The organism is Methylibium sp. Root1272, from assembly GCF_001425905.1.
Taxonomy (GTDB): domain Bacteria; phylum Pseudomonadota; class Gammaproteobacteria; order Burkholderiales; family Burkholderiaceae_C; genus Methylibium.
Window position 1 is genome coordinate 543,733 of record NZ_LMDY01000012.1, and the last position, 22,980, is coordinate 566,712.

The window sequence follows — 22,980 nt, forward strand, 5'->3', positions numbered from 1 at the left end:
TGCTCCCGTTCGTGCGACGCGCATTCTGCCCACTCGCGTGGGCGCCGGCCGTGTTCAGGGCTTGACGCGTGCGACGCGCAGCACCGACGGCGAGCGCTTCAGCGCCCGCAGGGTGTCGGCCAGGTGCAACCGGTCGCGCACGGCGAGCAGCAGGCGCAACTCGGTCGTCTCGGTGGCGCGCTCGTCGCCCATGTCGATATGCACGATGTCGGCCTCGGCGCCGCTCACCGCGGTGGCGATTTGCGCCAGCACGCCCTTGCCGTTGTTGACCAGCACCGTCACCGCCGTCTCGAAGTTGCGCTGCGGTGCCTCGGACCACTCGACCGTGATCCACGGCTCGCTGTCGCGGCCGAACAGCCGCTTGGCGGTGCTGCACTCGCCGGTGTGCACCATCAGACCCTCGCCGCGCCCCAGGTATCCGACGATCGAGTCGCCGGGCACGGGCCGGCAGCATTCGGCCAACTGCACCGTTGCGCCTTCGCTGCCGTCGATCACCACAGTGCCCTGCGAGGGCGTGCCCTCGTCGGCGCCGTAGCGGCCCATCGTCAGCGTCAGCGCATCGGGCCGCGCGCCGCGCTCGGCCAGCAGGGCGGCCATGCGCTTGGCGACGATGGTCGGGATCTTCTTGCCCAGGCCGATCTCGGTCAGCAGCTCGTCGCGCTTCCTGGTGCCGCTCCAGCGCAGCAGGGCCTGCCACAGCGCACCGTCGGTGCCGGCCGAGGTCTCGTCACCGGCGGGCAGCGCCAGGCCTTCGGCGCGGATCGCCTGCGCCAGCAGTTTCTGGCCGAGCTGCAGCGACTCCTCGACCTCCATGTTCTTCAGATAGTGCCGGATGCGCGAGCGTGCGCGGCCGGTGCGCACGAAGTTCAGCCAGGCCGGGTTGGGGCGGGCGCCCGGCGCGGTGACGATCTCGATCGCGTCGCCGCTGCGCAGCGCGGTGCGCAGCGGCGCAGGTTCGCCGTTGATCTTGGCGGCGATACAGTGGTCGCCGACGTCGCTGTGGATCGCGTAGGCGAAATCCACCGGCGTGGCGCCCTTGGGCAGCGCCAGGATCTTGCTCTTCGGCGTGAAGACGTAGACCGAGTCGGGGAACAGGTCGATCTTGACGTGCTCCAGGAACTCGGCCGAGTCGCGCGTCTCGTCCTGGATGTCGAGCAGCGACTGCAGCCACATCGCACCGATGTTCTGGGCGTCGGCGCTGCCGCGGGTCTTGTACATCCAGTGCGCAGCGATGCCTTTCTCCGCCACCATGTGCATCGGCGCGGTGCGGATCTGGAACTCGACAGAGGTGCCGAGCGGGCTGACCAGCGTGGTGTGCAGCGACTGGTAGCCGTTGGCCTTCGGGATCGCGATGTAGTCCTTGAAGCGGCCCGGCACCGGCTTGTAGAGCTGGTGCAGCACGCCCAGCGCGAGGTAGCACTCGGGCAGCGTGTTGACGACGATGCGGAACCCGAAGATGTCGCTGACCTGGGCGAAGCTCAGGCGCTTCTCGTCCATCTTGTTGTAGATCGAGAAGATCGTCTTCTCACGGCCCGACACCTGCACCGCGAGCTTGGCTTCCTTGAAGGCCTTCTCGACATCGCGCTGCACGCGCTCGACGATGTCGCGCCGGTTGCCCCGCGCGCGCAGCACCGCCTTGCTGAGCGCGGCATGGCGCCACGGGCGCAGCTGCTGGAACGACAGTTCCTGCAGCTGCCGGTAGGTCTCGTTCAGGCCCAGCCGGTGCGCGATCGGCGCGTAGATCTCGATGGTCTCGCGCGCGATGCGTTCGCGCTTGACCGGCAGCATTGCGTCGATCGTGCGCATGTTGTGCAGCCGGTCGGCCAGCTTGACGAGGATCACGCGCACGTCGCGCGCCATTGCCAGCAGCATCTTGCGGAAGCTCTCGGCCTGCGACTCCTCGCGGGTGCTGAACTGCAGCTTGTCGAGCTTGGTGAGGCCGTCGACGAGGTCGGCCGTCGGCGCGCCGAAGCGCTCGATCAGCTCGGCCTTGCCGATGCCGCAGTCTTCCATCGCGTCGTGCATCAGCGCGGCCATGATGGCCTGCGCGTCGAGCTTCCAGTCGGCACACAGGCCGGCGACCGCGATCGGGTGCGTGATGTAGGGCTCGCCGCTGGCGCGGAACTGGCCCAGGTGGGCCTCGTCGGCGAACTTGTAGGCCTCGCGCACACGCTTGATGTCGGCCGCGTCGAGGTAAGACAGCTTGTGCGTCAGCGCGGCGAACGACGCGGCCTCGGCGTCGCTGGTGGCCGCATCCTGCTCGGCCACGGCGTTGCCGCCGAGCATGAACGACGGCAACGCCTGGCTCAGCTTTTTGCGGACGGCAAGAACGGCACGCGAGGGCATGGGCTCATGGTAGCGCGGTCACCGAGAGGACCCTCGTCGAACGCGAAACGACCCTGTCGACGGTCGGAGGCAGGGCTAATCAGCGCGTGTTCGGATCGCGCTCGTGCTTCGTCGCCAGCACGTTGAGCGGAATCTTCAGGTAGCTGACACCATCGTCTTCCGCCGGCGGGAGCCGCCCGGCGCGCACGTTGACCTGCAGTGACGGCAGGATCAGCGTGGGCACCTCGAGTTGCGCGTCCCGGGCCATGCGCATGGCCACGAACTCGCTCTCGCCGATGCCATCGTGGACATGGATGTTGCGGGCCCGCTGATCCGCGACCGTTGTCTCCCACCGCGGTGGGCGGTTCGGCGGCGGGTAGTCGTGGCAGACGTACATCACCGTTTCCGGCGGCAGATCGAGCAGGCGGCGCATGGAGCGATACAGCTGGTGCGCATCGCCGCCCGGGAAATCGGCTCGGGCGCTGCCCACGTCGGGCATGAACAGCGTGTCGCCCACGAACACGGTGCCGTCGACGAGGTAGGCCATGTCGGCGGGCGTGTGACCGGGCACGAGCAGGGCGGTCGCTTCGACGCCACCGATCCTGAAGGTCTCGCCGTCCTTGAACAGGTGGTCGAACTGGCTGCCGTCGGGGAGAAAGGCGCGCTCGAGGTTGTAGATCTTCTTGAAGACGGCCTGCACCGCGCGGATGTTCTCGCCGATCGCGATGCGTCCGCCGATGCGCCCTTGCAGATAGCGCGCCGCCGACAGGTGGTCCGCGTGGGCGTGGGTTTCCAGGATCCAGTCGACCTGCAACTGCTCGTCGGACAGGCAGGCCAGCAACGCGTCGGCTGACGTGGTGCTGGTGCGGCCCGACTTGAAGTCGAAATCCAGCACCGGATCGATCACCGCAGCCCGGCGGGTCGCGCGGTCCCAGACGACATAGGACACCGTTCCGGTCTGGGGGTCGTAGAAGGCGCGGGTCGTCGTTCGCGTGCTCATCGGCGGGCTTGGCTCCGGCAGATCAAACAATCTGTCTATTTATAGTATATTTATTTATATATTGATAGCAAGTCGAAGTTCTGGAATCGCTTCTATGAAGTCCCCACCCACCGCCATCGACCCGGCCGCGCTGCGAGGCGCCGCAGTGCGGGCCGTCGGCGCCCTCAAGCTGTTGGCGAACGAAGACCGCCTGCTGCTGCTGTGTCAGCTGTCGCAGGGTGAGCGCTGCGTCAGCGAACTCGAGGCGCAGCTGGAGATCCGCCAGCCGACGCTGTCGCAGCAACTCGGCATCTTGCGCGCCGAGGGCGTGGTCGCCACGCGCCGGCAGGGTAAGAACATCTACTACAGCGTCGCGGATCCCGCGATGCTCGAGATCCTGGCGGTGCTCTACCGCCTCTACTGTCCCGAGGAGTGAGCGGTGGTCATCGACTGGAATGCATTCACTCCGTGGTCCGCGCTCGCTGGCGGCCTGTTGATCGGCCTGGCGGCGGCGATGTTCGCGCTGCTGAATGGCCGGATCGCCGGCATCAGCGGTGTCGTCGGTGGCTTGGTCCGGCCGGTCTGGGGCGACGCGGCATGGCGGGTTGCCTTTGTCGCGGGCCTGATCGGTGCACCGCTCGTCTACCTGCTGTTCGCAGCGCTGCCGACGCCACAGATCGACGCGGGCTTCGGCACGCTCGTCGTGGCGGGTCTGTTGGTGGGCGCCGGCAGCCGCTACGGCGCGGGCTGTACCAGCGGACACGGCATCTGCGGTCTGTCGCGACTGTCGCCGCGGTCGCTCGTCGCGACGGCGATGTTCATGGGGGCGGGCTTCGTCACCGTGTTCGCGGCGCGCCACGTGTTCGGCTTCTGAGGAACATCACCATGCTGATCTTCACGTCCCTGCTTGCCGGCCTGGTGTTTGGCCTGGGCCTGATCGTCTCCGGCATGGCGAATCCGGCCAAGGTGATCGGCTTCCTGAATCTTGCCGGACCGTGGGATCCGTCGCTGGCCTTCGTGATGGCCGGAGCGATCGCCGTCGGCGCGGTCGCGTTCTTCGTCGCGCGCCGCCGCAGCGTGTCGCTGCTGGGGGCCGCCATGAAGTTGCCGACCGCTCGCGATATCGATCGCCGGTTGGTGCTGGGCAGCCTCGTGTTCGGCGTCGGTTGGGGTCTTGCCGGGTTCTGCCCGGGCCCCGGGCTGGTGGCTCTGGGGATGGGCGAATTCAAGGCGATGGTCTTCGTGGCCGCGATGCTGGTCGGCATGGGTGCGTTCGAACTGCTCGAGCGGCGCCGGCGGGTCGCCGTTCCGGGCGCTGCCTGAGCGGATGCTGCCGACCGTTGGATGTGCCCCGCCACAATGACGACGGCCCGCCGAGGCGGGCCGTTTACTAGATGGCGCGGTGGTTTTAGACCGGCACCTTGCGCAGCATCTCCAGGCCCACGTGGCCTTCGGCGATCTCGCGCAGCGCGGTCACACCGGGCTTGTTCTTGCTCTCGACCTTGGGCGCATGACCCTGGCTCAACATGCGGGCCCGGTAGGTGGCCGCCAGCACGAGTTGAAAGCGGTTGGGGATCTTGGTCAGGCAGTCTTCGACGGTGATGCGGGCCATGGACGGTGCTCCGGGGACGGGGGTGAAGAGGGTCAGTCCAGGTGCAGAGCCCGGAACACGGCCGCCTTGCTGCGGCGCAGACGTGAGTATTTTAGCCGCTGCGCGTGCACGATGGCCTTTAGGTCGAACAAAGCCGTCTCGAACACTGCATTGATGACCACGTAGTCGAAGTGCTGCGCCTGGGCCACTTCGAGCCGGGCGTTGGCCATCCGGGTCTCGATGACCGGCGGCGGATCCTCGCCGCGGCGTTGCAGGCGCTGGAGCAGTTCGTCCCAGCTCGGCGGCAGGATGAAGATCAGCACGGCGTTCGGGAACAGCCGTTTGATCTGCAGCGCCCCCTGCCAGTCGATCTCCAGCACGACGTCCTCGCCGTCCTGCAGCCGCTGCTCGATCGCGATGCGCGACGTGCCGTACAGGTTGCCGTGCACCTCTGCCCACTCGAAGAACGCACCCTCCATGACCATGTCGCGGAACGTCGGCTCTTCGATGAAGTGGTACTCGCGGCCCTCGACCTCCTGGCCGCGCGGCGGCCGTGTGGTGTGTGAGATCGACACCGCGAGGTGCGAATCCAGTTCGAGCAGCGCCTTGACCAGGCTCGACTTGCCGGCCCCACTGGGGGCCGCAACGACGAAGAGGTTGCCGGGAGTGTCCATCGGGTGTCAGGGCCTCATTCGATGTTCTGGACCTGCTCGCGCATCTGCTCGATCGCGACCTTCATCTCGACGGAAATCTGCGTCAGCTCCAGTGCGGCCGATTTCGAGCCCAGCGTGTTGGCCTCGCGTTGCAGCTCCTGGATCAGGAAGTCCAGCCGCTTGCCGAGCTCACCGCCGGCCTTCAGCAGGCGCTCGATCTCGTCGAGGTGGGCGCCGAGTCGCGCCAGTTCTTCGGCCACGTCGATCCGGATCGCGTAGGCGGCGGCTTCGGTCAGCGCGCGTTCCTGCAGCGCCTGCTGCGGAAGGGTCTGCGCGGCACCGCTGGACGCCAAGGCTTCCTGCCAGCGCTCCAGGAAGCGTTGCTGCTGGCGCTGCACGACCTGTGGCACCAGTGGCTGTGCGTCGCTGGCCAGCTGTCGCAGGCGGTGGACGCGCTGCATCAGCACCACGACGAGCTTTTCTCCCTCGCGAGCCCGCGCCTCGACCAGCCCCGTCACCGCGCGCCGGGCGGTGTCGAGCGCTGCCTCGTCGAGCCGCACCGCAGGGGCCGCACCGCGGCACCACTGCAGCACCTCGTGCACCGTCAGCGGCGGGGCCTTCGGCAGCCACGATTGCACGGTGCTCTCCAGGCGCGAGAGCGTGTGCAGTTGATCGGTCTGCGGCTGGGGCCAGGCGGTGCTGGCGTCGTCTCGCGTTGCAAGCCTCAGCTCGATCTTGCCGCGCCGCAACTGGCCGGTGATCAGCTCGCGCAATGCAGGTTCCAGCGCGCGCATTTCGTCGGGCATGCGAAATGCGATGTCGAGGAAACGGCTGTTGACCGAACGCAGATCCACCACCACCCCGGCGGACGGACCGTGCCCGCTCTCGCTGGCGTTTTCCCCTGTGGCGGAGGTCCCGGTCGATGCGCTTGCATAACCGGTCATGCTGTAAACTGCCATCGAACTTATCGCATTGCAAAATCCGATTATGTCAAAGCTGAAACCCGCGCCACTGCCTGCGGGCACCGTGGTCGGGGGTTACCAGGTCATCAAGAAGTTGGCGGCCGGCGGCTTTGGTGTCGTCTATCTCTGCGAAGACAGCGAGCGGCGGCTGATCGCGCTGAAGGAATACCTGCCGGCCTCGCTGGCCGAACGCTCGGTGGGTGAACTCACGCCCCGCGTCAAGCCCGAGAAGCAGCCGCTGTACCGCCTGGGTCTGAAGAGCTTCTTCGAGGAAGGCCGCTCGCTCGCGCAGATCAGTCACCCGAGCGTCGTCTCGGTGCTCAATTTCTTTCGCGAGAACGAGACCGTCTACATGGTGATGAACTACCTGCAGGGCGACACCCTGCAGGACTTCATCGTCACGGCACGCGACCTGAAGCGCGACAAGGTTTTCAGGGAATCGACGATTCGTTCACTGTTCGACGAGATCCTCCGTGGACTGCGCATCGTGCATCAGCACAAGATGCTGCACTTGGACATCAAACCGGCGAACATCTTCATCACGAACGACAACAAGGCGGTCATGCTCGACTTCGGCGCGGCCCGCGAGGTGCTGTCGAAGGAAGGCAACTTCATTCGCCCGATGTACACGCCGGGCTTCGCGGCGCCGGAGATGTACCGGCGCGACGGCACGCTCGGTCCCTGGACCGACATCTATGCGATCGGCGCGTGCATCTACGCCTGCATGCAGGGCTATCCGCCGAACGACGCGCCGCAGCGCATCGAGAAGGACCGCCTCGGGCTGTCGCTGTCGCGACTGCGCAATGTGTACTCCGACAACTTGATCGAAGTCACCGAATGGTGCATGTCGCTCGATCCGCTGTCGCGCCCGCAGAGCGTGTTCGCGCTGCAGAAGGAACTTGCGCGCGAGACCGAGCGCCGCTACACCAAGCTCAGTTTCAGCGAGCGGCTGAAGTTGCAGCTCGAAAACATCAAGACCGGCGCGAAGGCGTGAGGATCGCCCCATGAGGTTCTCCGTCTATCAGATCAGCCGCAAGGGCGGGCGCGAGAAGAACGAAGACCGCATGGGCTATTGCTACACGCGCGATTCGGGTCTGTTCGCGCTGGCCGACGGCATGGGGGGGCACCCGGAGGGCGAGGTCGCCTCACAGCTCGCGCTGCAGACGCTGGCCGCGATGTTCCAGCGCGACGCCAAGCCGGTGCTCAAGGACCCGATGCGCTTCCTGCACGACGCCATCATCGCGGGCCACCACCAGCTGATCCGCTACGCCACCGAGAAGGCGCTGATCGACACGCCGCGTACCACCATCGTCGCCTGCGTGCTGCAGGGCAACACCGCTTACTGGGCGCACTGCGGCGATTCGCGGCTCTACCTGGTGCGCGGCGACAAGCTGATCGCCCGCACCCGCGACCACAGCTATTCCGAGCTGCAGGACACGATGGCTCAGGTCGTGCCGATGGGCGAGCGCTTCAACCGCAACGTGCTGTTCACCTGCCTGGGCAGCCCGGGCAAGCCGGTCGTCGACACGGTGGGGCCGCTGATCCTGCAGAAGCGCGATCGCCTGCTGCTGTGCTCCGACGGCCTGTGGGGCAGCATCAGCGACGACACCATCACCGAGCAGCTCGCCACGCGCTCGATCTCCGATGCGGTGCCCGAACTGGTCGAGCAGGCCCTGCGCAAGGGGGGTCCGAAGAGCGACAACGTGACCGTGCTCTCGGTCGAGTGGGAGGCGGCCGAGAATGCCGTCACCGACCAGGCCATATCCACCCAGACCCTGGGCGAGGAGGTGTTTGCCTCCACGATCCAGGCCAGTGTCGGCGCCGGCTCCGGCGAACCCGACGAGCTGGATGAAGCCGAGATCGACCGCTCGATCCGCGAGATCAACGAGGCCATCCGGCGCTCGTCCGAATCCAAGAAGCACTGAAAGGCCCGCCATGGGTTTCGAACGCACGCAAGCCCGTGCAGCGGACGCTTTGCGCCCGCTCACCATCACCCGCCGCTACACGAAGCACGCCGAGGGTTCGGTGCTGATCGCCTTCGGTGACACCAAGGTGCTGTGCACGGCCTCGGTCGAGGAGAAGGTGCCGCCGCACAAGCGCGGCTCCGGTGAGGGCTGGGTCACCGCCGAGTACGGCATGTTGCCGCGCTCCACGCACACGCGCAGCGACCGTGAGGCCGCGCGTGGCAAGCAGAGCGGCCGCACGCAGGAGATCCAGCGCCTGATCGGTCGCTCGTTGCGCGCGGTGTTCGACCTGAAGGCGCTGGGCGAGCGCAGCATCCACCTCGACTGCGACGTGCTGCAGGCCGACGGCGGCACGCGCACCGCGGCGATCACCGGCGCCTACGTGGCGGCGCATGACGCGGTGACCTGGCTGCTGGCGCAGGGCAAGATCGGCGCCTCGCCGATCCGCGAGCCGGTGGCGGCGGTCAGCGTCGGCATCGTGCAGGGCACGCCTTTGCTGGACCTCGAGTACATCGAGGACTCCGCCTGCGACACCGACATGAACGTCGTGATGACCGGTGCCGGCCACTTCATCGAGGTGCAGGGCACCGCCGAAGGCGCCGCCTTCAGCCGTGCCGAGATGGACCGCCTGCTGGCGCTGGCCGAGCAGGGCATCCGTACGCTGGTCGCAGCCCAGGCCGCGGCGCTGAAGGATTGAGGGCTCATCGACCGTGCGCGTGGTCCTGGCCTCCAACAACGCGAAGAAGCTCGCCGAACTGCAGCGGCTGTTCGTCGCCCTGCCGATCGAGCTGGTGACCCAGGGCTCGCTGGGTATCGCCGAGGCCGAGGAGCCGCACCACACCTTCGTCGAGAACGCGCTGGCGAAGGCGCGGCACGCCGCCGCGGCTTGCGGCGGCGCGGCGATCGCCGACGACTCCGGACTGTGCGTCGATGCGTTGGGCGGCGCCCCGGGGGTCGTCTCGGCCCACTACGCGTCGATCGAGTTGCAGACCGTTGATCGCGAGGCCCTGCGCGCAGCGCAGGACACCGCGAACAATGCGCTGCTGCTTGAACGCCTGCAAGGGCAGGCGGACCGCCGCGCCAGCTTCGTCTGCACGCTGGTCGCTCTGCGTCATGCCGACGATCCTCAGCCGCTGATCGCCTTCGGCCGCTGGCAGGGCGAGATCCTCGACGCGCCGCGCGGCGAGGCCGGCTTCGGCTACGACCCGCTGATGTTCATTCCGGCGCTCGGCCGCAGCGTCGCCCAGATGCAGGCCGACGAGAAGAGCCGCTGCAGCCACCGCGCGCTTGCAGCGCGTGACATGCTTGCGTTGATGCGAGCACACTGGCTCGCGTGAACACGCGAGCCATCGACGTCGCGGCGCTGCACCAGCGCGCCGGCACGCTGCAATTGGCGGCGTTGCCGCCACTGGCGCTGTACGTCCACCTGCCGTGGTGCCTGAAGAAATGCCCCTACTGCGATTTCAATTCGCATGAATTGACGGCAGCGCCCGCACTCCATCCCGGGAAGTCCGGATCCGGGACGGGCCGCACTCTCGACGTCGGACTGGAATCGCGCTACCTCGACGCCCTGCGCGCCGACCTGGAGGCAGCCCTGCCGCTGGTCTGGGGCCGGCGCGTGGTCAGCGTCTTCATCGGCGGCGGCACGCCCAGCCTGTTCTCGCCCGACGCGATCGGGCAATTGCTGGCCGACCTGCGGGCGCGGTTGCCGCTGGAGCCGGGCTGCGAGATCACGCTGGAGGCGAACCCAGGCACCTTCGAGCGCGAGCGCTTCCGGGCCTTCCGCGAGGCCGGCGTCACGCGTCTGTCGATCGGCGTGCAGAGCTTCGACGATGCCAAGCTGAAGGCGCTGGGGCGCGTGCACGACCGCGCCCAGGCGCTGGCTGCCGTCGAGGAAGTGCGCTCGGCCTTCGACACCTTCAACCTCGACCTGATGTACGCACTGCCGGGCCAGACTCCGGCCGAGTGCGAGGCGGACGTGCGGCAGGCGCTGGCCTTCGAGCCGCCGCACCTGAGCGTCTACCACCTGACGCTCGAGCCGAACACCCAGTTCGCGTCGCGCCCGCCGGCCGGCCTGCCCGACGATGACACCGCCTTCGGCATGCTCGATCGCATCACCGAACTCACCACCGTGGCGGGCCTCGGGCGCTACGAAGTCTCGGCTTACGCTCGGCCCGGGCATCGCTGCCAGCACAACCTCAACTACTGGCAGTTCGGTGACTATCTGGGGATCGGCGCCGGCGCGCACAGCAAGCTCAGCTTTGCGCACCGCATCCTGCGCCAGACCCGCTGGCGCGAGCCGGCCGCCTACATGCGCCAGGCGCAGCAGGGCACGGCGGTGTCGAGCGAGCAGGAGGTGGCACGCGAGGAGCTGCCATTCGAGTTCATGCTCAATGCGCTGCGCCTGCGGGAGGGCTTCGAACTGGCGCGGTTCACCGAGCGCACCGGTCTCGCGGTGACCGCGATCCAGCGCGGACTGGAGGCGGCGGAGGCCAAGGGCCTGATCGAGCGCGATCTCCAGCGCGTCTGGCCGACCGAACGCGGTTTCGATTTCCTCAGCGACCTGCAGTCGCTGTTCCTGCCGTAGCGGACCTGGCCTGAAGCTCAGACCCGGTTGAGCGAGAGGCCCGCGGTGCTGCGCAGGCGCTCGAGCAGGTGCGGCGCGATCTGCGACAGCGGCAGCACCTCGTGCGCCGCGCCGGCCGCGATGGCCTCGCGCGGCATGCCGAAGACCACGCAGCTCGCTTCGTCCTGGCACAGGTTGTAGCTGCCGGCATCGCGCATCTCGCGCATCGCCTTGGCGCCGTCGGCGCCCATGCCGGTCAGCATGATGCCGATGGCGTTCGGGCCCACCACACGGGCCGCGCTCTTGAACAGCACCTCGACGCTGGGCTTGTGGCGGTTGACCGGCTCACCGTCCTGCACGCGCGCGACGTAGTTGGCGCCGCTGCGCTCCACGCTCAGGTGCAGGCCACCGGGTGCGATGTAGGCGTGCCCGGGCAGCACGCGCTCGCCGTCGCGCGCTTCGCACACGCTGATGCGGCACAGGCCGTCGAGCCGGTTCGCGTAGCTGGTCGTGAAGCCGGGCGGCATGTGCTGCGTGATCACGACGGCCGGCGCGTCGGCCGGCAGCGCCATCAGCACTTCCTTGGTGGCCTCGGTGCCGCCGGTCGAGGCGCCGATGAACACGATCTTCTCGGTCGACAGCCGGCCCAGGCTGGCGGCCGGCACGGCCACCCGAGGGGCGGCGGCGCCGGGGGCCGCCGAGGGTGCCGTGACCAGCTTGCGCACGCGAGCCTGCGCCGCGGTGCGGATCTTCTCGGTGATGTCGGCGCCGAGCTGGCGCAGGCCATCGGCCACGCCGATCTTCGGCTTGGCGACGAAGTCGACGGCACCCAGCTCCAGTGCCTTCAGCGTGACCTCGGCGCCACGCTCGGTCAGCGTGGACACCATCACCACCGGCGTCGGACGCAGCCGCATCAGGCGCGACAGGAAGTCGATGCCGTCCATGCGCGGCATCTCGACGTCGAGCGTGATGACGTCGGGATCGAGGTTGCGAATCATCTCGCGCGCGACGATCGGGTCGCTGGCCGCGCCGACACAGCTCATGTCCGGCTCGCGGTTGATGATCTCGGTGAGCAGGCTGCGCACCAGCGCCGAATCGTCCACCACCACCACACGGGTCTTCGCCATCTTGTTCTCCCTGTCCTTGTGTACTCGATGTGCCTTCCTGCCGCCACCGGCGGCGTCAGAACAGGTCCACTGAGCCTCCTGCGCCCGCGGCCGGCAGCACGGCCTTCGCGGCCGCGCGATCCTGCGCCACCAGGGCGTCGGTGTTCGTCGCGGCCAGCCGCTTGACCATCGCCTTCCCGCTGGCCGGGAAGAAGCACACCTTGCGCGGGTAGACGTCGAGCACGTCCTTGCTGACCACCGGGATGCGCTCGGTCTTCAGGTAGTCCATCACGAAGGCCGTGTTGCGCTCGCCGACGTTGAGCGTGTTCATGCCGCTCACGACTGCGCCGCCGCCGAACACCTTGGCCTCGAGCGTCAGGCGATTCGCGCCGCGCTTGAGCATCTCGTTGATCAGCAGTTCCATCGCGTAGGAGCCGTAGCGGCCCGACTCCATCGCGCCGCCGCCGTCGGGCAGCATGAAGTGGTTGAGTCCGCCGATGCGGCGCTCGCGGTCCCACAGGCAGGCGGCGATGCAGGAACCCAGCGTGGTCATGATCAGCAGGTCTTCGTCGTGGACGAAGTACTCGCCCGGCAGCACCTTCACGGTGTCGGCCTTGAAGTGGGCGTCGAAGAAGAAGAACGAGGCCTCGCCCGCCTTGCGCGGTGCGGCCTTCAATTGCTCGATGCGGGAAGAGGGGCGGGCGATGCCGCGCGCGAGGCCAGCGGCGGCGCCTGGGGGCTGGGCGGTGGTGGAGAGCATGGGAGGAGGCAGGGGCCGGGTCAGGTGATTCAGCGGTCCACGCGCTCGTAGACCGTCTTGCCGCGCAGGCGGAACAGCTCGCGCGCGTCGCTGAAGTTCTCGGAATGACCCACGAACAGCAGACCCCCCGGCTTCATCACGCGGTGGATGCCTTCCAGCACGCGGCGCTGTGTCGGGTTGTCGAAATAGATCATCACGTTGCGGCAGAACACGATGTCGAACGGGTCGCCCAGCGCCCAGGCGCTGCTCATCAGGTTGAAGCTGCGGAATTCGATCATGCGTGCCAATTCCGGCTTCACGCGGATCGAACCGGCGTTGGCGCCCGTGCCGCGCAGGAAGTGCGCGCGCAGGCGCTCGGGGCTCAGTCCGCGCGAGTCCGCGTCGTAGACGCCGCGGCTCGCGGTCGCCAGCACCTTGGTGTCGATGTCGCTGGCGACGAGCTTGACGTTGTGCTGGGCGCCGAGCGCCTCGATCGCCGTCATCGCCAGCGAATAGGGCTCCTCGCCGGTCGAGGCCGCGTTGCACCACATCCGCACGGCCTGGCCGCGGCGCTGCTGCAGCGCCTGCGTCAGCAGCGGAAAGTGGTGCTCCTCGCGGAAGAAGCTCGTCAGGTTGGTGGTCAGGCAGTTCACGAACTCCTGCCATTCGGCCTCGCCGCCGGCGCCGCTGTGCTGTTCCAGCCACTGCAGGTAGCTGCCGACCGAGCGGTGCCCGGTGTCGCGCAGCCGACGCGACAGCCGGCTGTAGACCATGGCCTGCTTGCCCGGCTGCAGGTTGATGCCGGCACGCTGGTAGATCAGGGTGCAGACGCGCTGGAAATCGGCGGCTTCGAAGTCGAACTCGCGATCGCCGGGGGGCGGCGAGGCGGACAGGGCGGATGACAGCACGGCGCTCATGGCTGGGGCGAGTTCGGGCAGTGGGAGGGGGATCGTCAGGTTTATCGGCGGAAGTCTGGTGCCCTTGAGCGGTGCGCCGGGCGCCAAGAAGCCGCGAGGAAGCGGCGCAGTTCGCGGCTTCGCGCCCTTGCCGCCCCGCTAGACTGCCGTGATCGTGAAGCCCTCCCGCCCCGAGCCGCCGGACGCGCCCCTGCCCACCGACGGACTGCAACTCGACACCGCGCTGCAACTGCTGCAGCGCGCCGGGCATGCGCTGTCGACGGGCCCGCGCGACGCGGCCTGGCTGCAGCAGCTGGTCGACGCGCTGTGCGACCTGTCCAGCCGCGACGCACTCACCGGCCTCGCCAACCGCCGGCAGTTCGACCTGGCGCTCGAGCGCGAGACCGACCGCGTGGCCCGCTCCGGCGAGGCGGCGCTGGTGCTGCTGCTCGACATCGATCATTTCAAGCGCGTCAACGACACCTATGGTCACGCCGCCGGCGACCTGGTGCTGCAGGCCGTGGCCCGCACGCTGCAGGAATGCGTGCGGCCCATGGACACCGTCGCCCGCTATGGCGGCGAGGAGTTCGCGATCGTGCTGCCCAACTGCCCTCCGGCGTTCGCACAGGCAGCCGCCGAGCGCGTGCGCCATGCCGTCGAATCGCATGCCGTTCCGCTGGCGCAAGGCGTCACGCTGAGTGTCACGCTCAGTGCCGGCGGCGCCTTCGCGCCGCCGTGGGTGCGCTCGTCGGCCCGCCTGTGGACCGAGCGCGCCGACGCCCAGCTCTACCGTGCCAAGGCCGAGGGCCGCAACCGCACATGCATCGAGCCGACTGCCGTCTCGCTCGTCAGTGCCGAAGAGCGCGGCATGCTGTTCTCGCCCAGTTTGCCGATGCCGCTCGACGACGCGGCAGCCACCTCCTAACTCCTCACCGCCATGACCACCGCCTCCACCGACCGACCCGTCCCGAACGACGCGCCGCCGCGCGCGCGCATCCTGGCCGTCACCAGCGGCAAGGGCGGGGTCGGCAAGACCTTCATCTCCGCCAACCTCGCGGCAGCGCTCGCACGCCGCGGCCTGAGGGTGCTGGTACTCGACGCGGACCTGGGCCTGGCCAATCTCGACGTGGTGCTGAACCTGCATCCCAAGATCACGTTGCACGACGTCTTCACCAGCGATGCCACGCTGGAGCAGGCAGTGCTGCCGGCGCCCGGCGGCTTCTCGGTGTTGCTGGCCGGCTCGGGCCTGGTCGAATACTCGCGGCTGACGCCCGAGGTGCGCGAGAAGCTGCTCGCGGTGATCGAAGAAGTGACTCCGCGCTTCGACATCGTGCTGCTCGACACTGGCGCCGGCATCTCCGACGTGGTGCTTTACACCGTGTCGCTGGCCGACGAGGTGCTGATCGTCGCCACGCCGGAACCGACCTCGATGACCGATGCCTACGCCACCATCAAGGTGCTGGCGATGCAGCAGTCGCGCCGCGAGCTGCGGCTGGTGGTGAACCAGGTGCCGCGCGCCGGCGACGGGCGGGGCGTCGCGCTGCAACTGCAGCAGGTGATCGACCGCTTCGTCAGCTCTGCCGTCGACACGCCGGTGCGGCTGGAACTGCTGGGCGAGGTGCCGCTCGATCCCTCGGTCCGCGACGCGGTCAAGAAGCGTCAACTGGTCGTCGAGACGCTGCCGGGCTCGCCGGCGGCGCAGGCGGTGAGCCAGCTGGCGGCCCGGCTGAGCCCTTGATGCCCTGAGTGCCGTGCCGCGGTGCGAGCCGATCGCCCGCCGCAACCGCTATGCTCCGCGCCGTCATGACCGTTTCCACTCCTGAATCCGACGCTTCGGCGACGCCCTACGAATGGGTCGGCGGCGAGCAAGCCGTACGCTCGCTCGTCGACCGCTTCTACGACCTGATGGACCTGGAGCCCGGCTTCCAGGATCTGCGCCGCCTGCACCCGAGCACGCTGGACGGCTCGCGCGACAAGCTGTTCTGGTTCCTGTGCGGGTGGCTCGGCGGGCCGGATCTCTATGTCGAGCGCTTCGGTCATCCACGCCTGCGCGCGCGCCACCTGCCGTATTCGATCGGCGTGCGCGAGCGCGACCAGTGGATGGCCTGCATGGAGCAGGCGATGCACGAATGCGCACTCGATCCCTTGCTCGTCTCGCGGCTCAAGGCCTCGTTCGCCAACACGGCCGACTGGATGAGGAACCGTGGCACCTGAGTGCCGCGGTTCCTCTTCGGTCTAGGCCGACGAAGGTGGCGAGCCGAGCAGCACGATGAGCGCGCCGGCGCCGCCTTCGGGCCCGCGCGCCTGCGTGAAAGCCAGCACCTCGGCCTTCTGCACCAGCCAGGTTCGCACCTTGGCCTTCAGCACCGCCTGCCGGCCCGGCGAGCCATTGCCCTTGCCGTGCACCACGCGCACGCAACGCAGGCCTTGCCGGCCGGCCTCGCGCAGGAAGGCGGCGAGCCGCTCGCGGGCCTCGTCGCGGCGCAGACCGTGAAGGTCGAGATGGGCCTGGATGGCCCAGCCGCCGCGTCGCAGCTTCTTGACGACGTCGACACCCACGCCGCTGCGGCGGTAGGACAGCGCGTCGTCCGTGTCCAGCAGCGACTCGACGTCGAACTCATCGGACAGTGCTTCGCGCAGCGCGGCCTGCTCATCGCGCTGGCGTTGCAGCGGCACGGGCTCCGGCTTGGGCCGCGGCACCGGCGTGCGCACGGTGCGTTTGAGCGGAAACACCGGGCCGACGCTGAGCGCGAACAGATCACGCTCGCGCCTCAGGCGCGCCTCGGCGGCGGCGTGCTCGGCCTCGCGCCGTGCCTGTTCTTGCGCGGCATCCTCGATCCGGCGCTTCAGGCTCTTCAGGTCCTTCAGGCTGCCGGCGTCCAGGGCGACAGCCTTGCGGCATGTCCTGCGCGCCCGGTTCTCCGGCGGGGCGGCACTCACAGCAGTCCCCGCTCGGCAAACGACACCACGCTGCCGCGAGCCACCACGAAGTGATCGAGCACCCGCACGTCGATCAGCGCCAATGCGGCCTTCAGCGCCTGCGTCAGGGCCTCGTCGGCACGCGAGGGTTCGGCCACGCCGGAGGGGTGGTTGTGCGCCAGGATCGCCGCCGCGGCGTTGAGCGCCAGCGCGCGCTTGACCACCTCGCGCGGATACACGCTCGCCTGATTCAGCGTGCCGCGGAACAGTTCCTCGAAGGCGAGCAGGCGGTGTTGCGTGTCGAGGAACAGCACCGCGAACACCTCGTGCGGCTTGCTGGCCAACTGGAGCTGCAGATAGTCCTTGACCGTTTGCGGCGAATCGAACACCGGTGTCTGCTGCAGCCGCGCGGCCAGGCTGCGGCGGGCGATCTCCAGCACCGCGGCCAGCTCGGCCCGCTTGGCCGGTCCCAGCCCCTTGACGCTACCGAGTTCGGCCGTCTCGGCCGCCAGCAGGCCGGAGAGGCCGCCGAAGCGGTCGAGCAGCGCCTGCGCGAGCTGCAGCACGCCCTGGCCCTTGAGGCCGGTGCGCAGCAGCAGCGCCAGCAGCTCGGCGTCGGCCAGCGCCGCCGGCCCGCGGGCGAGCAGCTTTTCGCGGGGTCGGAGTTCGGCGGGAAGGTCTTTCACGGTGCGGTGCGAAAATCCACCTCAGTCTATCGAAGCGAAAGCAAACCTCCGTGGTCAACGCTCAACAGGTCCAGCCCGGATCCTTCCTGACCCTGCACTACCGGCTCTCCGGCCCCGACGGTGCCGATCTGATCAACACCTTCGCCGACAAGCCGGCCACGCTGTCGCTGGGCACCGGCGAGCTGGCGCCGGCCGTGGAGCGGCGGCTGATCGGCCTGGCCGAGGGCGCGCACACCACCTTCCAGCTCGCTCCGGGCGAGGCTTTCGGCGAGCGCAATCCCGAGCTGCTGCAGCGCGTGGCGCTGTCGGTACTGCGCGAGCATGGCGACCCCGACGAGCGCTACGGCGTCGGTGACGTGGTGCAGTTCCCCACGCCGGACGGGCAGGGCGCCTTCGCCGGTGTGCTGCGCGAGCTGGGCCCGCCCGAAGAAGACTGGGCGCTGTTCGACTTCAACCACCCGCTCGCCGGCCAGCCGCTGAGCTTCGAGGTGCAACTGATCGGGGTGTTGTGATGACGATGAACGCGAGCCCGTCCCATGACGCCGAACACAGCGTGACCGACGTGCTGCTGGCCGAGCCGCGCGGCTTCTGCGCGGGCGTGGACCGAGCGATCGAGATCGTGGAGCGCGCGATCCGCAAGTTCGGCGCACCGATCTACGTGCGCCACGAGATCGTGCACAACACCTTCGTGGTCAACGACCTGAAGGCCAAGGGCGCGATCTTCATCGAGGACCTGGCCGACGTGCCGCCCGGCGCCACGCTCGTGTTCAGCGCCCATGGCGTGAGCCGTGCGGTGCGCGACGAGGCCGATGCGCGCGGCTTCAGCGTCTTCGATGCGACCTGTCCGCTGGTGACCAAGGTGCACGTCGAGGTGGCCAAGCTGCACAAGGAAGGCTACGAGTTCATCATGATCGGCCACAAGGGCCACCCCGAGGTGGAAGGCACGATGGGCCAGTTGAGCGAGGGCATCTACCTGGTCGAGGACGTGGACGATGTCGTGCACGTGCAGGTGACGCGCCCCGACCGCCTGGCGGTGGTGACGCAGACCACGCTGTCGACCGACGACGCGGCCGAGATCCTGGCCGCCGTGAAGCGCCGTTTCCCGAAGGTGCGCGAGCCCAAGCAGCAGGACATCTGCTATGCGACCCAGAACCGCCAGGACGCGGTGAAGGTACTGGCACCGCAGGTAGACGTGTTGGTCGTCGTCGGCAGTCCCACCAGCTCGAACAGCAACCGGCTGCGTGAACTGGCCGAACGCCTGGGCACGCCGGCCTACATGGTCGACTCCGCCAGCGACCTGCGGCCCGAGTGGTTCGACGGCCACGCCCGCGTCGGCCTGACGGCCGGCGCCTCGGCGCCCGAACTGCTGGTGCAGGAGGTCATCCTGCGCCTGCGTGCGCTGGGCGCGGTATCGGTGCGCAAGATGGCAGGCGTGGAAGAGACCGTGCGCTTCCCGCTGCCCATGGGGCTGGGCGACAAGTCGATGGAAGGCGTGGCCTGAAGCCGCAACCCTAGAATCGCGAGCTTTTCTCCGCCGCAACCCACCATGCTGGACATCAACCTGCTGCGCAAGGACCTCGACGGCGTCGTCGCGCGCCTCGAGACGCGCAAGTCGCCACAGCCCTTCCTGGACGTGGAGCGCTTCAGCGCGCTCGAGGCAGAGCGCAAGGCGATCCAGACCCGCACCGAGGAGCTGCAGGCGCGGCGCAACAGCCTGTCCAAGCAGATCGGCCAGCTCAAGGCCAAGGGCGAGGACACGGCGGCGGTGATGGCCGAGGTGGGCGGCATCGGCGACGGGCTCAAGGCCAGCGCCGAGCGGCTGGAGGTGATCCAGAGCGAGCTCAATGCGCTGTTGATGGCGCTGCCCAACCTGCCGCAGGCCGGTGTGCCGGTCGGCGCCGACGAACACGGCAACGTCGAGGTGCGCCGCTGGGGCCAGCCGCGCACGCTGGACTTCTCGCCCAGGGACCACGTGGACCTCGGCGCGCCGCTCGGGCTCGATTTCGAGACCGGGGCCAAACTGTCCGGCGCACGCTTCAGCTTCCTGCGCGGCACGGTGGCCCGGCTGCACCGTGCGCTCGCGCAGTTCATGCTCGATGTGCAGACGCAGGAGCACGGCTACACCGAGTGCTACACGCCCTACATCGTGAACCGCGAGGTGCTCGAGGGCACGGGCCAGTTGCCCAAGTTCGAGGCCGACATGTTCTGGGTCACGCGCGGTGGCGACGACGACGAGGCCACCACGCAGTACCTGATCTCCACGTCGGAGATCTCGCTGACCAACAGCGTGCGCGAGCAGGTGCTGGCCGCCGACCAGCTGCCGATCAAGCTCACGGCCCACAGCCCCTGCTTCCGCAGTGAGGCCGGCAGTGCCGGCCGCGACACGCGCGGCATGATCCGCCAGCACCAGTTCGACAAGGTCGAGATGGTGCAGATCACCGCCCCCGAGCAGAGCGATGCCGCACTCGAGGCGATGGTGGGCCACGCCGAGGCCGTGCTGCAGAAGCTGGAGCTGCCCTACCGCGTGATCACGCTGTGCACCGGCGACATGGGCTTCGGCGCTGCCAAGACCTACGACCTCGAGGTCTGGCTGCCGGCGCAGGACACCTACCGCGAGATCAGCTCCTGCTCCAACTGCGAGGCCTTCCAGGCGCGGCGCATGCAGACCCGCTACAAGACGGCGCAAGGCAAGAACGAACTGGTGCACACGCTCAACGGATCGGGCCTGGCCGTGGGCCGCGCGCTGGTGGCCGTGTTGGAGAACGGCCAGAACGCCGACGGCAGCATCACCGTCCCGGCGGCGCTGCGGCCCTACCTCGGCGGGCTCGAAAGGCTGGTGGCCTGAGCTACAATTCGCGGCTTCGCTAGCGATAGCGAGACCACAGTTTTCCGGAGAGGTGGCAGAGTGGTCGAATGTACCTGACTCGAAATCAGGCGTACGGTATCCCCGTACCGAGGGTTCGAATCCCTCCCTCTCCGCCAGGTAGTCCAAGCCCGCGCACGACGCGGGCTTTTTTTCGCGTGAGCCCCGCGTGGCGCGGCCTGCGGGCCCGATGGCCATTCTCAGTAGGGTGCTGAGTGGGCCATCGAAGCGCGTTCTCGACGGGCTTTCTCAGTGGCCTCCCAAAGTGGTACGGATAATTCTGCCGACCATCACCGCCCCAAGCAGAACGGCCCCGCACCGCGGAGCCGTGATCGTGTGTGTGGGGCCGTTTAAGCCATGCCCAGCAGCTCCCGCTGCTCTGCCCACGCCATCGGCAGCGCCCCCATCCGCCCAAGCCGCTCGGCGGTCAGCTCTGAGGGTGCTTTGCCGCTGACGATCCGCTCCACGATGTCCGGCGCCAGGAAGGCCAGATGCATCACCCGCGTCACGTACGAGGTGCTGACCTGGGCGTTCTCGGCAATCTCCGCCACCCCACTGCATCGCCCCGAGGCTAGGTCTGCGAACCACTCCTGCGCCTTCGAGATCAAGCCCAGCAGCTTCGCGTCCACCTGAGGTTCTGAGGGGGTGGCCCCGTTGCGCACGATCAGCCGCATCGCCATCCCGCAGCGCTTGAGCTGCACCGGCTGATCGATGCTCGCATGCGTCGCTGCGGCGAAGGCATTGGCTTTGATGCTGATGCGGAGGTTGTCGGTGCTGACCGTGATCCTCTCGACCAGGCTCTGCATCGTCTCAATTCGCGTCGCTGCGTGGCTCAGGCTTGCTGCGGCTGCCTTCGCCTGCCGTAGCGCTGCCTGGATCACCTGTGCTTCGGTCGTCTCGATCGCATCGAGCACCTGCCCCTCGTCGTTCAGGAAGGTGGTCAGGGCTTGCTGCACCGCCTTCTCCAACTCCGGCGCCGGGATCCTCAGGGTGTCGTCTCCCTCGGTCCCGACGTAGTACCGGTAGCGCTTCTGTCCCTTGGTGGCATGGCTGGGCGTGAGCCTGTCTCCTCGTTCATCGAACACCAGCCCGGCCAGCAAGCTTGCATCCTTGGCGTTCCCCCGCGTCCGCTGCCCCTGCCGGTTGCTGGCGATCTGCTGCTGCACCGCCTGCCAAGTGGCCTCATCGACGATCGCCGGGTGGTTCCCCTCGAACACCTGCCCCTTGTGCACGATCCGGCCCCGGTACACCGGGTTGCCCAGGATCCGGTACAGGTGCCCCCGGCTGAACGGCCGATCGCCGGTTGCCCCTTCACGCTGGGTCGTCCTGGCTGGCGTCCGCCAGTCCAAGCTCTTGAGCTCCTGGTGCAACCGGCCCACACAGCCCAGTTCCAGGTAGCGCCGGTACATCGCACGCACCCGCTCGGCCTGGGGCTCGTCGATCACCAAGCTGCGCTCCTGCGGCCGGTAGCCGATCGGGGCGACACCTCCCATCCACAAGCCTTTGCGCTTGGAGGCCGCGATCTTGTCCCGGATCCGCTCTCCGGTCACCTCGCGCTCGAACTGCGCGAACGACAGCAGCACGTTCAAGGTCAACCGGCCCATCGAGCTGGTGGTGTTGAACTGCTGCGTCACCGACACGAACGACACCCCATGGGCGTCGAACAGTTCCACCAGCTTGGCAAAGTCCGCCAAGGACCGGGTCAGCCGGTCCACCTTGTAGACCACCACGATCTGCACCCGGCCGGCGGCCACATCGTCCAGCAGCGCCCGAAGGGCCGGGCGGTTCAGGTTCCCCCCGGAGTACCCGCCATCGTCGTAGACCGTCCGGGACGCCTTCCAGCCCTGCGCCTTCTGGCTCAGGATGAAAGCTTCACTAGCCTCCCGCTGGGCGTCCAGAGAGTTGAAGCTCTGCTCCAGTCCCTCCTCGGAGGACTTGCGGGTGTAGATCGCACAGACCCGGTTCATCGGCGCAGCCCGAAGAACAAGGGGCCCGACCAGGCCGTCCCGGTGATCGCGCGAGCGATGGCCGACAGGCTACGGTACCGCACCCCGTTCCACTCGAAGCCTGAGGCAAGCACCGTCACCTGGTGGGTGCGGCCCTGCCACTCCCGTAGCAGGCGGGTGCCGGGAGCCAGGACTGGACCCGAAGAGGACACCGAGGATCGACGCAGCGAGCGTAACAACCGATCCGGAGAGCCGGTCCCCAGCAGCTGAGCCATCTGCAGCTGCCAGGCCAGGGCCAAGACCAGCAGCTGGGAGCGCGAGCTACGAGGGGGAGGGCAGCCGAAGGCCCGAACCCAGCGTTCGGCCAAAGCGGCCCGATCAAGCTGAACCAAGGCATCCAGCTCGGCATCCACTGGACTCACGCCCCGACGATCCGGTAGACCCGGACACCGGACTCACTGGCCTCACAAGCCACCGACAAGCCCAGCTTCTTGCGCAGCACCCCGCTGATCGTGCCGCGGACCGTGTGGGGCTGCCAGCCGGTCAGCTCGGTCATCTGGGGCAGGGTGGCGCCGGGGGCCGAGCGGAGCAGGGCGATCAGCTGGGATTGCTTGGTGCCGGCAACGGCGGCAGGAGCCGGAGCAGCAGCTTTGCGGGAACGGGCCGGAGCCTTGGCGGCTGGGCGGGAAGCAGGCTTGGAAGCGCGGGAACGAGCGGCCACCTTGGGCGCGCGGGCTGGGGTCTTCGTCGGCATGAGCATCTCCTGGTGATAAGCCGCGAGGGCC

27 protein-coding genes and 1 tRNA gene are annotated in these 22,980 nt (G+C 68.3%); 15 read left to right on the forward strand and 13 right to left on the reverse strand.

The features are described 5' to 3' along the window. Positions 1-54: 54 nt before the first annotated feature. Both ASC67_RS08370 and ASC67_RS08375 read right to left on the reverse strand, forming a co-directional pair. Positions 55-2,286, reverse strand: coding sequence for a bifunctional (p)ppGpp synthetase/guanosine-3',5'-bis(diphosphate) 3'-pyrophosphohydrolase (locus ASC67_RS08370; protein ID WP_056318296.1), 2,232 nt, complete (start codon positions 2,284-2,286; stop codon positions 55-57). A 139-nt stretch (positions 2,287-2,425) separates the two neighbouring features. After that, positions 2,426-3,325: an MBL fold metallo-hydrolase gene (locus ASC67_RS08375; protein WP_056317794.1), complete on the reverse strand. Its 900-nt coding sequence runs from the start codon at positions 3,323-3,325 to the stop codon at positions 2,426-2,428. A gap of 94 nt (positions 3,326-3,419) precedes the next feature. On the opposite strand from ASC67_RS08375, the gene ASC67_RS08380 reads away from it, so the two are divergent. The 3 genes from ASC67_RS08380 to ASC67_RS08390 are packed head-to-tail and all read left to right on the forward strand — an operon-like array spanning position 3,420 to position 4,627. Then, on the forward strand, positions 3,420-3,740 hold the full coding sequence (locus tag ASC67_RS08380; protein WP_056317797.1) for a helix-turn-helix transcriptional regulator: 321 nt from the start codon (positions 3,420-3,422) through the stop codon (positions 3,738-3,740). A gap of 3 nt (positions 3,741-3,743) precedes the next feature. Further along, positions 3,744-4,178, forward strand: coding sequence for a YeeE/YedE family protein (locus ASC67_RS08385; RefSeq protein WP_056317800.1), 435 nt, complete (start codon positions 3,744-3,746; stop codon positions 4,176-4,178). An 11-nt stretch (positions 4,179-4,189) separates the two neighbouring features. After that, positions 4,190-4,627, forward strand: coding sequence for a DUF6691 family protein (locus ASC67_RS08390; RefSeq protein ID WP_056317804.1), 438 nt, complete (start codon positions 4,190-4,192; stop codon positions 4,625-4,627). An 85-nt stretch (positions 4,628-4,712) separates the two neighbouring features. On the opposite strand, the gene rpoZ is transcribed toward ASC67_RS08390, so the two are convergent. Genes rpoZ through ASC67_RS08405 form a run of 3 tightly spaced genes read right to left on the reverse strand, consistent with a single transcriptional unit; the run spans position 4,713 to position 6,507 of the window. After that, positions 4,713-4,916 carry a DNA-directed RNA polymerase subunit omega gene (gene rpoZ, locus ASC67_RS08395; protein WP_011830300.1) on the reverse strand — a complete coding sequence of 68 codons (204 nt, stop codon included), beginning with the start codon at positions 4,914-4,916 and terminating at the stop codon, positions 4,713-4,715. Positions 4,917-4,948: 32 nt separating this feature from the next. Beyond that, complete coding sequence (gene gmk / locus ASC67_RS08400) at positions 4,949-5,569, reverse strand: guanylate kinase (RefSeq protein WP_056317808.1); 621 nt, start codon at positions 5,567-5,569, stop codon at positions 4,949-4,951. Positions 5,570-5,583: 14 nt separating this feature from the next. Then, on the reverse strand, positions 5,584-6,507 hold the full coding sequence (locus ASC67_RS08405) for a YicC/YloC family endoribonuclease (protein WP_082535894.1): 924 nt from the start codon (positions 6,505-6,507) through the stop codon (positions 5,584-5,586). A 28-nt stretch (positions 6,508-6,535) separates the two neighbouring features. On the opposite strand from ASC67_RS08405, the gene ASC67_RS08410 reads away from it, so the two are divergent. Genes ASC67_RS08410 through hemW form a run of 5 tightly spaced genes read left to right on the forward strand, consistent with a single transcriptional unit; the run spans position 6,536 to position 11,061 of the window. Further along, the gene (locus tag ASC67_RS08410; protein ID WP_011830291.1) at positions 6,536-7,504 is read left to right on the forward strand and encodes a serine/threonine-protein kinase; all 969 of its coding nucleotides are present in this window, start codon (positions 6,536-6,538) and stop codon (positions 7,502-7,504) included. 10 nt (positions 7,505-7,514) lie between these two features. Then, the gene (locus ASC67_RS08415) at positions 7,515-8,435 is read left to right on the forward strand and encodes a PP2C family serine/threonine-protein phosphatase (RefSeq protein ID WP_056317814.1); all 921 of its coding nucleotides are present in this window, start codon (positions 7,515-7,517) and stop codon (positions 8,433-8,435) included. A 10-nt stretch (positions 8,436-8,445) separates the two neighbouring features. Further along, a complete protein-coding gene (gene rph / locus ASC67_RS08420) occupies positions 8,446-9,171 on the forward strand; it encodes a ribonuclease PH (RefSeq protein ID WP_011830289.1) in 726 nt (241 codons plus the stop codon). Between the two features lie 13 nt (positions 9,172-9,184). Beyond that, positions 9,185-9,811, forward strand: a complete 627-nt coding sequence (gene rdgB, locus ASC67_RS08425; protein WP_056317817.1) for an RdgB/HAM1 family non-canonical purine NTP pyrophosphatase — start codon at positions 9,185-9,187, stop codon at positions 9,809-9,811. Continuing rightward, entirely contained in the window at positions 9,808-11,061 is a 1,254-nt protein-coding gene (gene hemW / locus ASC67_RS08430) for a radical SAM family heme chaperone HemW (RefSeq protein ID WP_056317823.1), read from the forward strand. The genes rdgB and hemW overlap by 4 nt, the downstream gene beginning before the upstream one ends. A gap of 17 nt (positions 11,062-11,078) precedes the next feature. On the opposite strand, the gene ASC67_RS08435 is transcribed toward hemW, so the two are convergent. The 3 genes from ASC67_RS08435 to ASC67_RS08445 are packed head-to-tail and all read right to left on the reverse strand — an operon-like array spanning position 11,079 to position 13,802. Beyond that, positions 11,079-12,167 carry a chemotaxis response regulator protein-glutamate methylesterase gene (locus ASC67_RS08435; RefSeq protein ID WP_056317826.1) on the reverse strand — a complete coding sequence of 363 codons (1,089 nt, stop codon included), beginning with the start codon at positions 12,165-12,167 and terminating at the stop codon, positions 11,079-11,081. 55 nt (positions 12,168-12,222) lie between these two features. Beyond that, the gene (gene cheD / locus ASC67_RS08440) at positions 12,223-12,906 is read right to left on the reverse strand and encodes a chemoreceptor glutamine deamidase CheD (protein ID WP_056317830.1); all 684 of its coding nucleotides are present in this window, start codon (positions 12,904-12,906) and stop codon (positions 12,223-12,225) included. A gap of 29 nt (positions 12,907-12,935) precedes the next feature. Further along, complete coding sequence (locus tag ASC67_RS08445) at positions 12,936-13,802, reverse strand: CheR family methyltransferase (RefSeq protein WP_056317833.1); 867 nt, start codon at positions 13,800-13,802, stop codon at positions 12,936-12,938. 148 nt (positions 13,803-13,950) lie between these two features. Here ASC67_RS08445 and ASC67_RS08450 point away from each other — a divergent pair, with 148 nt between their 5' ends. The 3 genes from ASC67_RS08450 (at position 13,951) to ASC67_RS08460 (ending at position 15,995) form a co-directional block, all read left to right on the forward strand. Next, a complete protein-coding gene (locus ASC67_RS08450) occupies positions 13,951-14,706 on the forward strand; it encodes a GGDEF domain-containing protein (RefSeq protein ID WP_056317837.1) in 756 nt (251 codons plus the stop codon). Positions 14,707-14,718: 12 nt separating this feature from the next. After that, complete coding sequence (locus tag ASC67_RS08455; RefSeq protein ID WP_056317841.1) at positions 14,719-15,519, forward strand: MinD/ParA family protein; 801 nt, start codon at positions 14,719-14,721, stop codon at positions 15,517-15,519. A 65-nt stretch (positions 15,520-15,584) separates the two neighbouring features. Beyond that, complete coding sequence (locus ASC67_RS08460) at positions 15,585-15,995, forward strand: group II truncated hemoglobin (protein WP_056318299.1); 411 nt, start codon at positions 15,585-15,587, stop codon at positions 15,993-15,995. 21 nt (positions 15,996-16,016) lie between these two features. On the opposite strand, the gene ASC67_RS08465 is transcribed toward ASC67_RS08460, so the two are convergent. Further along, a complete protein-coding gene (locus tag ASC67_RS08465; RefSeq protein ID WP_082535895.1) occupies positions 16,017-16,721 on the reverse strand; it encodes a Smr/MutS family protein in 705 nt (234 codons plus the stop codon). Continuing rightward, a complete protein-coding gene (gene radC / locus ASC67_RS08470) occupies positions 16,718-17,386 on the reverse strand; it encodes a DNA repair protein RadC (protein WP_056317845.1) in 669 nt (222 codons plus the stop codon). Before radC ends, ASC67_RS08465 begins: the two co-directional genes overlap by 4 nt. Before the next feature lie 50 nt (positions 17,387-17,436). Between radC and ASC67_RS08475 the strand changes: the two genes are divergently transcribed. The 4 genes from ASC67_RS08475 (at position 17,437) to ASC67_RS08490 (ending at position 20,368) form a co-directional block, all read left to right on the forward strand. Further along, a complete protein-coding gene (locus ASC67_RS08475) occupies positions 17,437-17,898 on the forward strand; it encodes a peptidylprolyl isomerase (protein ID WP_156466697.1) in 462 nt (153 codons plus the stop codon). Continuing rightward, entirely contained in the window at positions 17,898-18,887 is a 990-nt protein-coding gene (ispH, locus tag ASC67_RS08480) for a 4-hydroxy-3-methylbut-2-enyl diphosphate reductase (RefSeq protein WP_082535896.1), read from the forward strand. The genes ASC67_RS08475 and ispH overlap by 1 nt, the downstream gene beginning before the upstream one ends. Before the next feature lie 45 nt (positions 18,888-18,932). Then, the gene (gene serS / locus ASC67_RS08485; RefSeq protein WP_056317852.1) at positions 18,933-20,231 is read left to right on the forward strand and encodes a serine--tRNA ligase; all 1,299 of its coding nucleotides are present in this window, start codon (positions 18,933-18,935) and stop codon (positions 20,229-20,231) included. 46 nt (positions 20,232-20,277) lie between these two features. Then, positions 20,278-20,368 (forward strand) — tRNA-Ser (locus ASC67_RS08490). 231 nt (positions 20,369-20,599) lie between these two features. Here ASC67_RS08490 and ASC67_RS08495 read toward each other — a convergent pair. Genes ASC67_RS08495 through ASC67_RS08505 form a run of 3 tightly spaced genes read right to left on the reverse strand, consistent with a single transcriptional unit; the run spans position 20,600 to position 22,949 of the window. Further along, positions 20,600-22,216: a recombinase family protein gene (locus ASC67_RS08495; RefSeq protein ID WP_056317857.1), complete on the reverse strand. Its 1,617-nt coding sequence runs from the start codon at positions 22,214-22,216 to the stop codon at positions 20,600-20,602. Then, the gene (locus ASC67_RS08500; RefSeq protein ID WP_082535897.1) at positions 22,213-22,617 is read right to left on the reverse strand and encodes a DUF2924 domain-containing protein; all 405 of its coding nucleotides are present in this window, start codon (positions 22,615-22,617) and stop codon (positions 22,213-22,215) included. The genes ASC67_RS08495 and ASC67_RS08500 overlap by 4 nt, the downstream gene beginning before the upstream one ends. Next, positions 22,614-22,949 (reverse strand): DUF3489 domain-containing protein, encoded by a 336-nt coding sequence (locus tag ASC67_RS08505; protein WP_200946848.1) that lies wholly within the window; start codon positions 22,947-22,949, stop codon positions 22,614-22,616. The genes ASC67_RS08500 and ASC67_RS08505 overlap by 4 nt, the downstream gene beginning before the upstream one ends. Positions 22,950-22,980 lie beyond the last annotated feature (31 nt).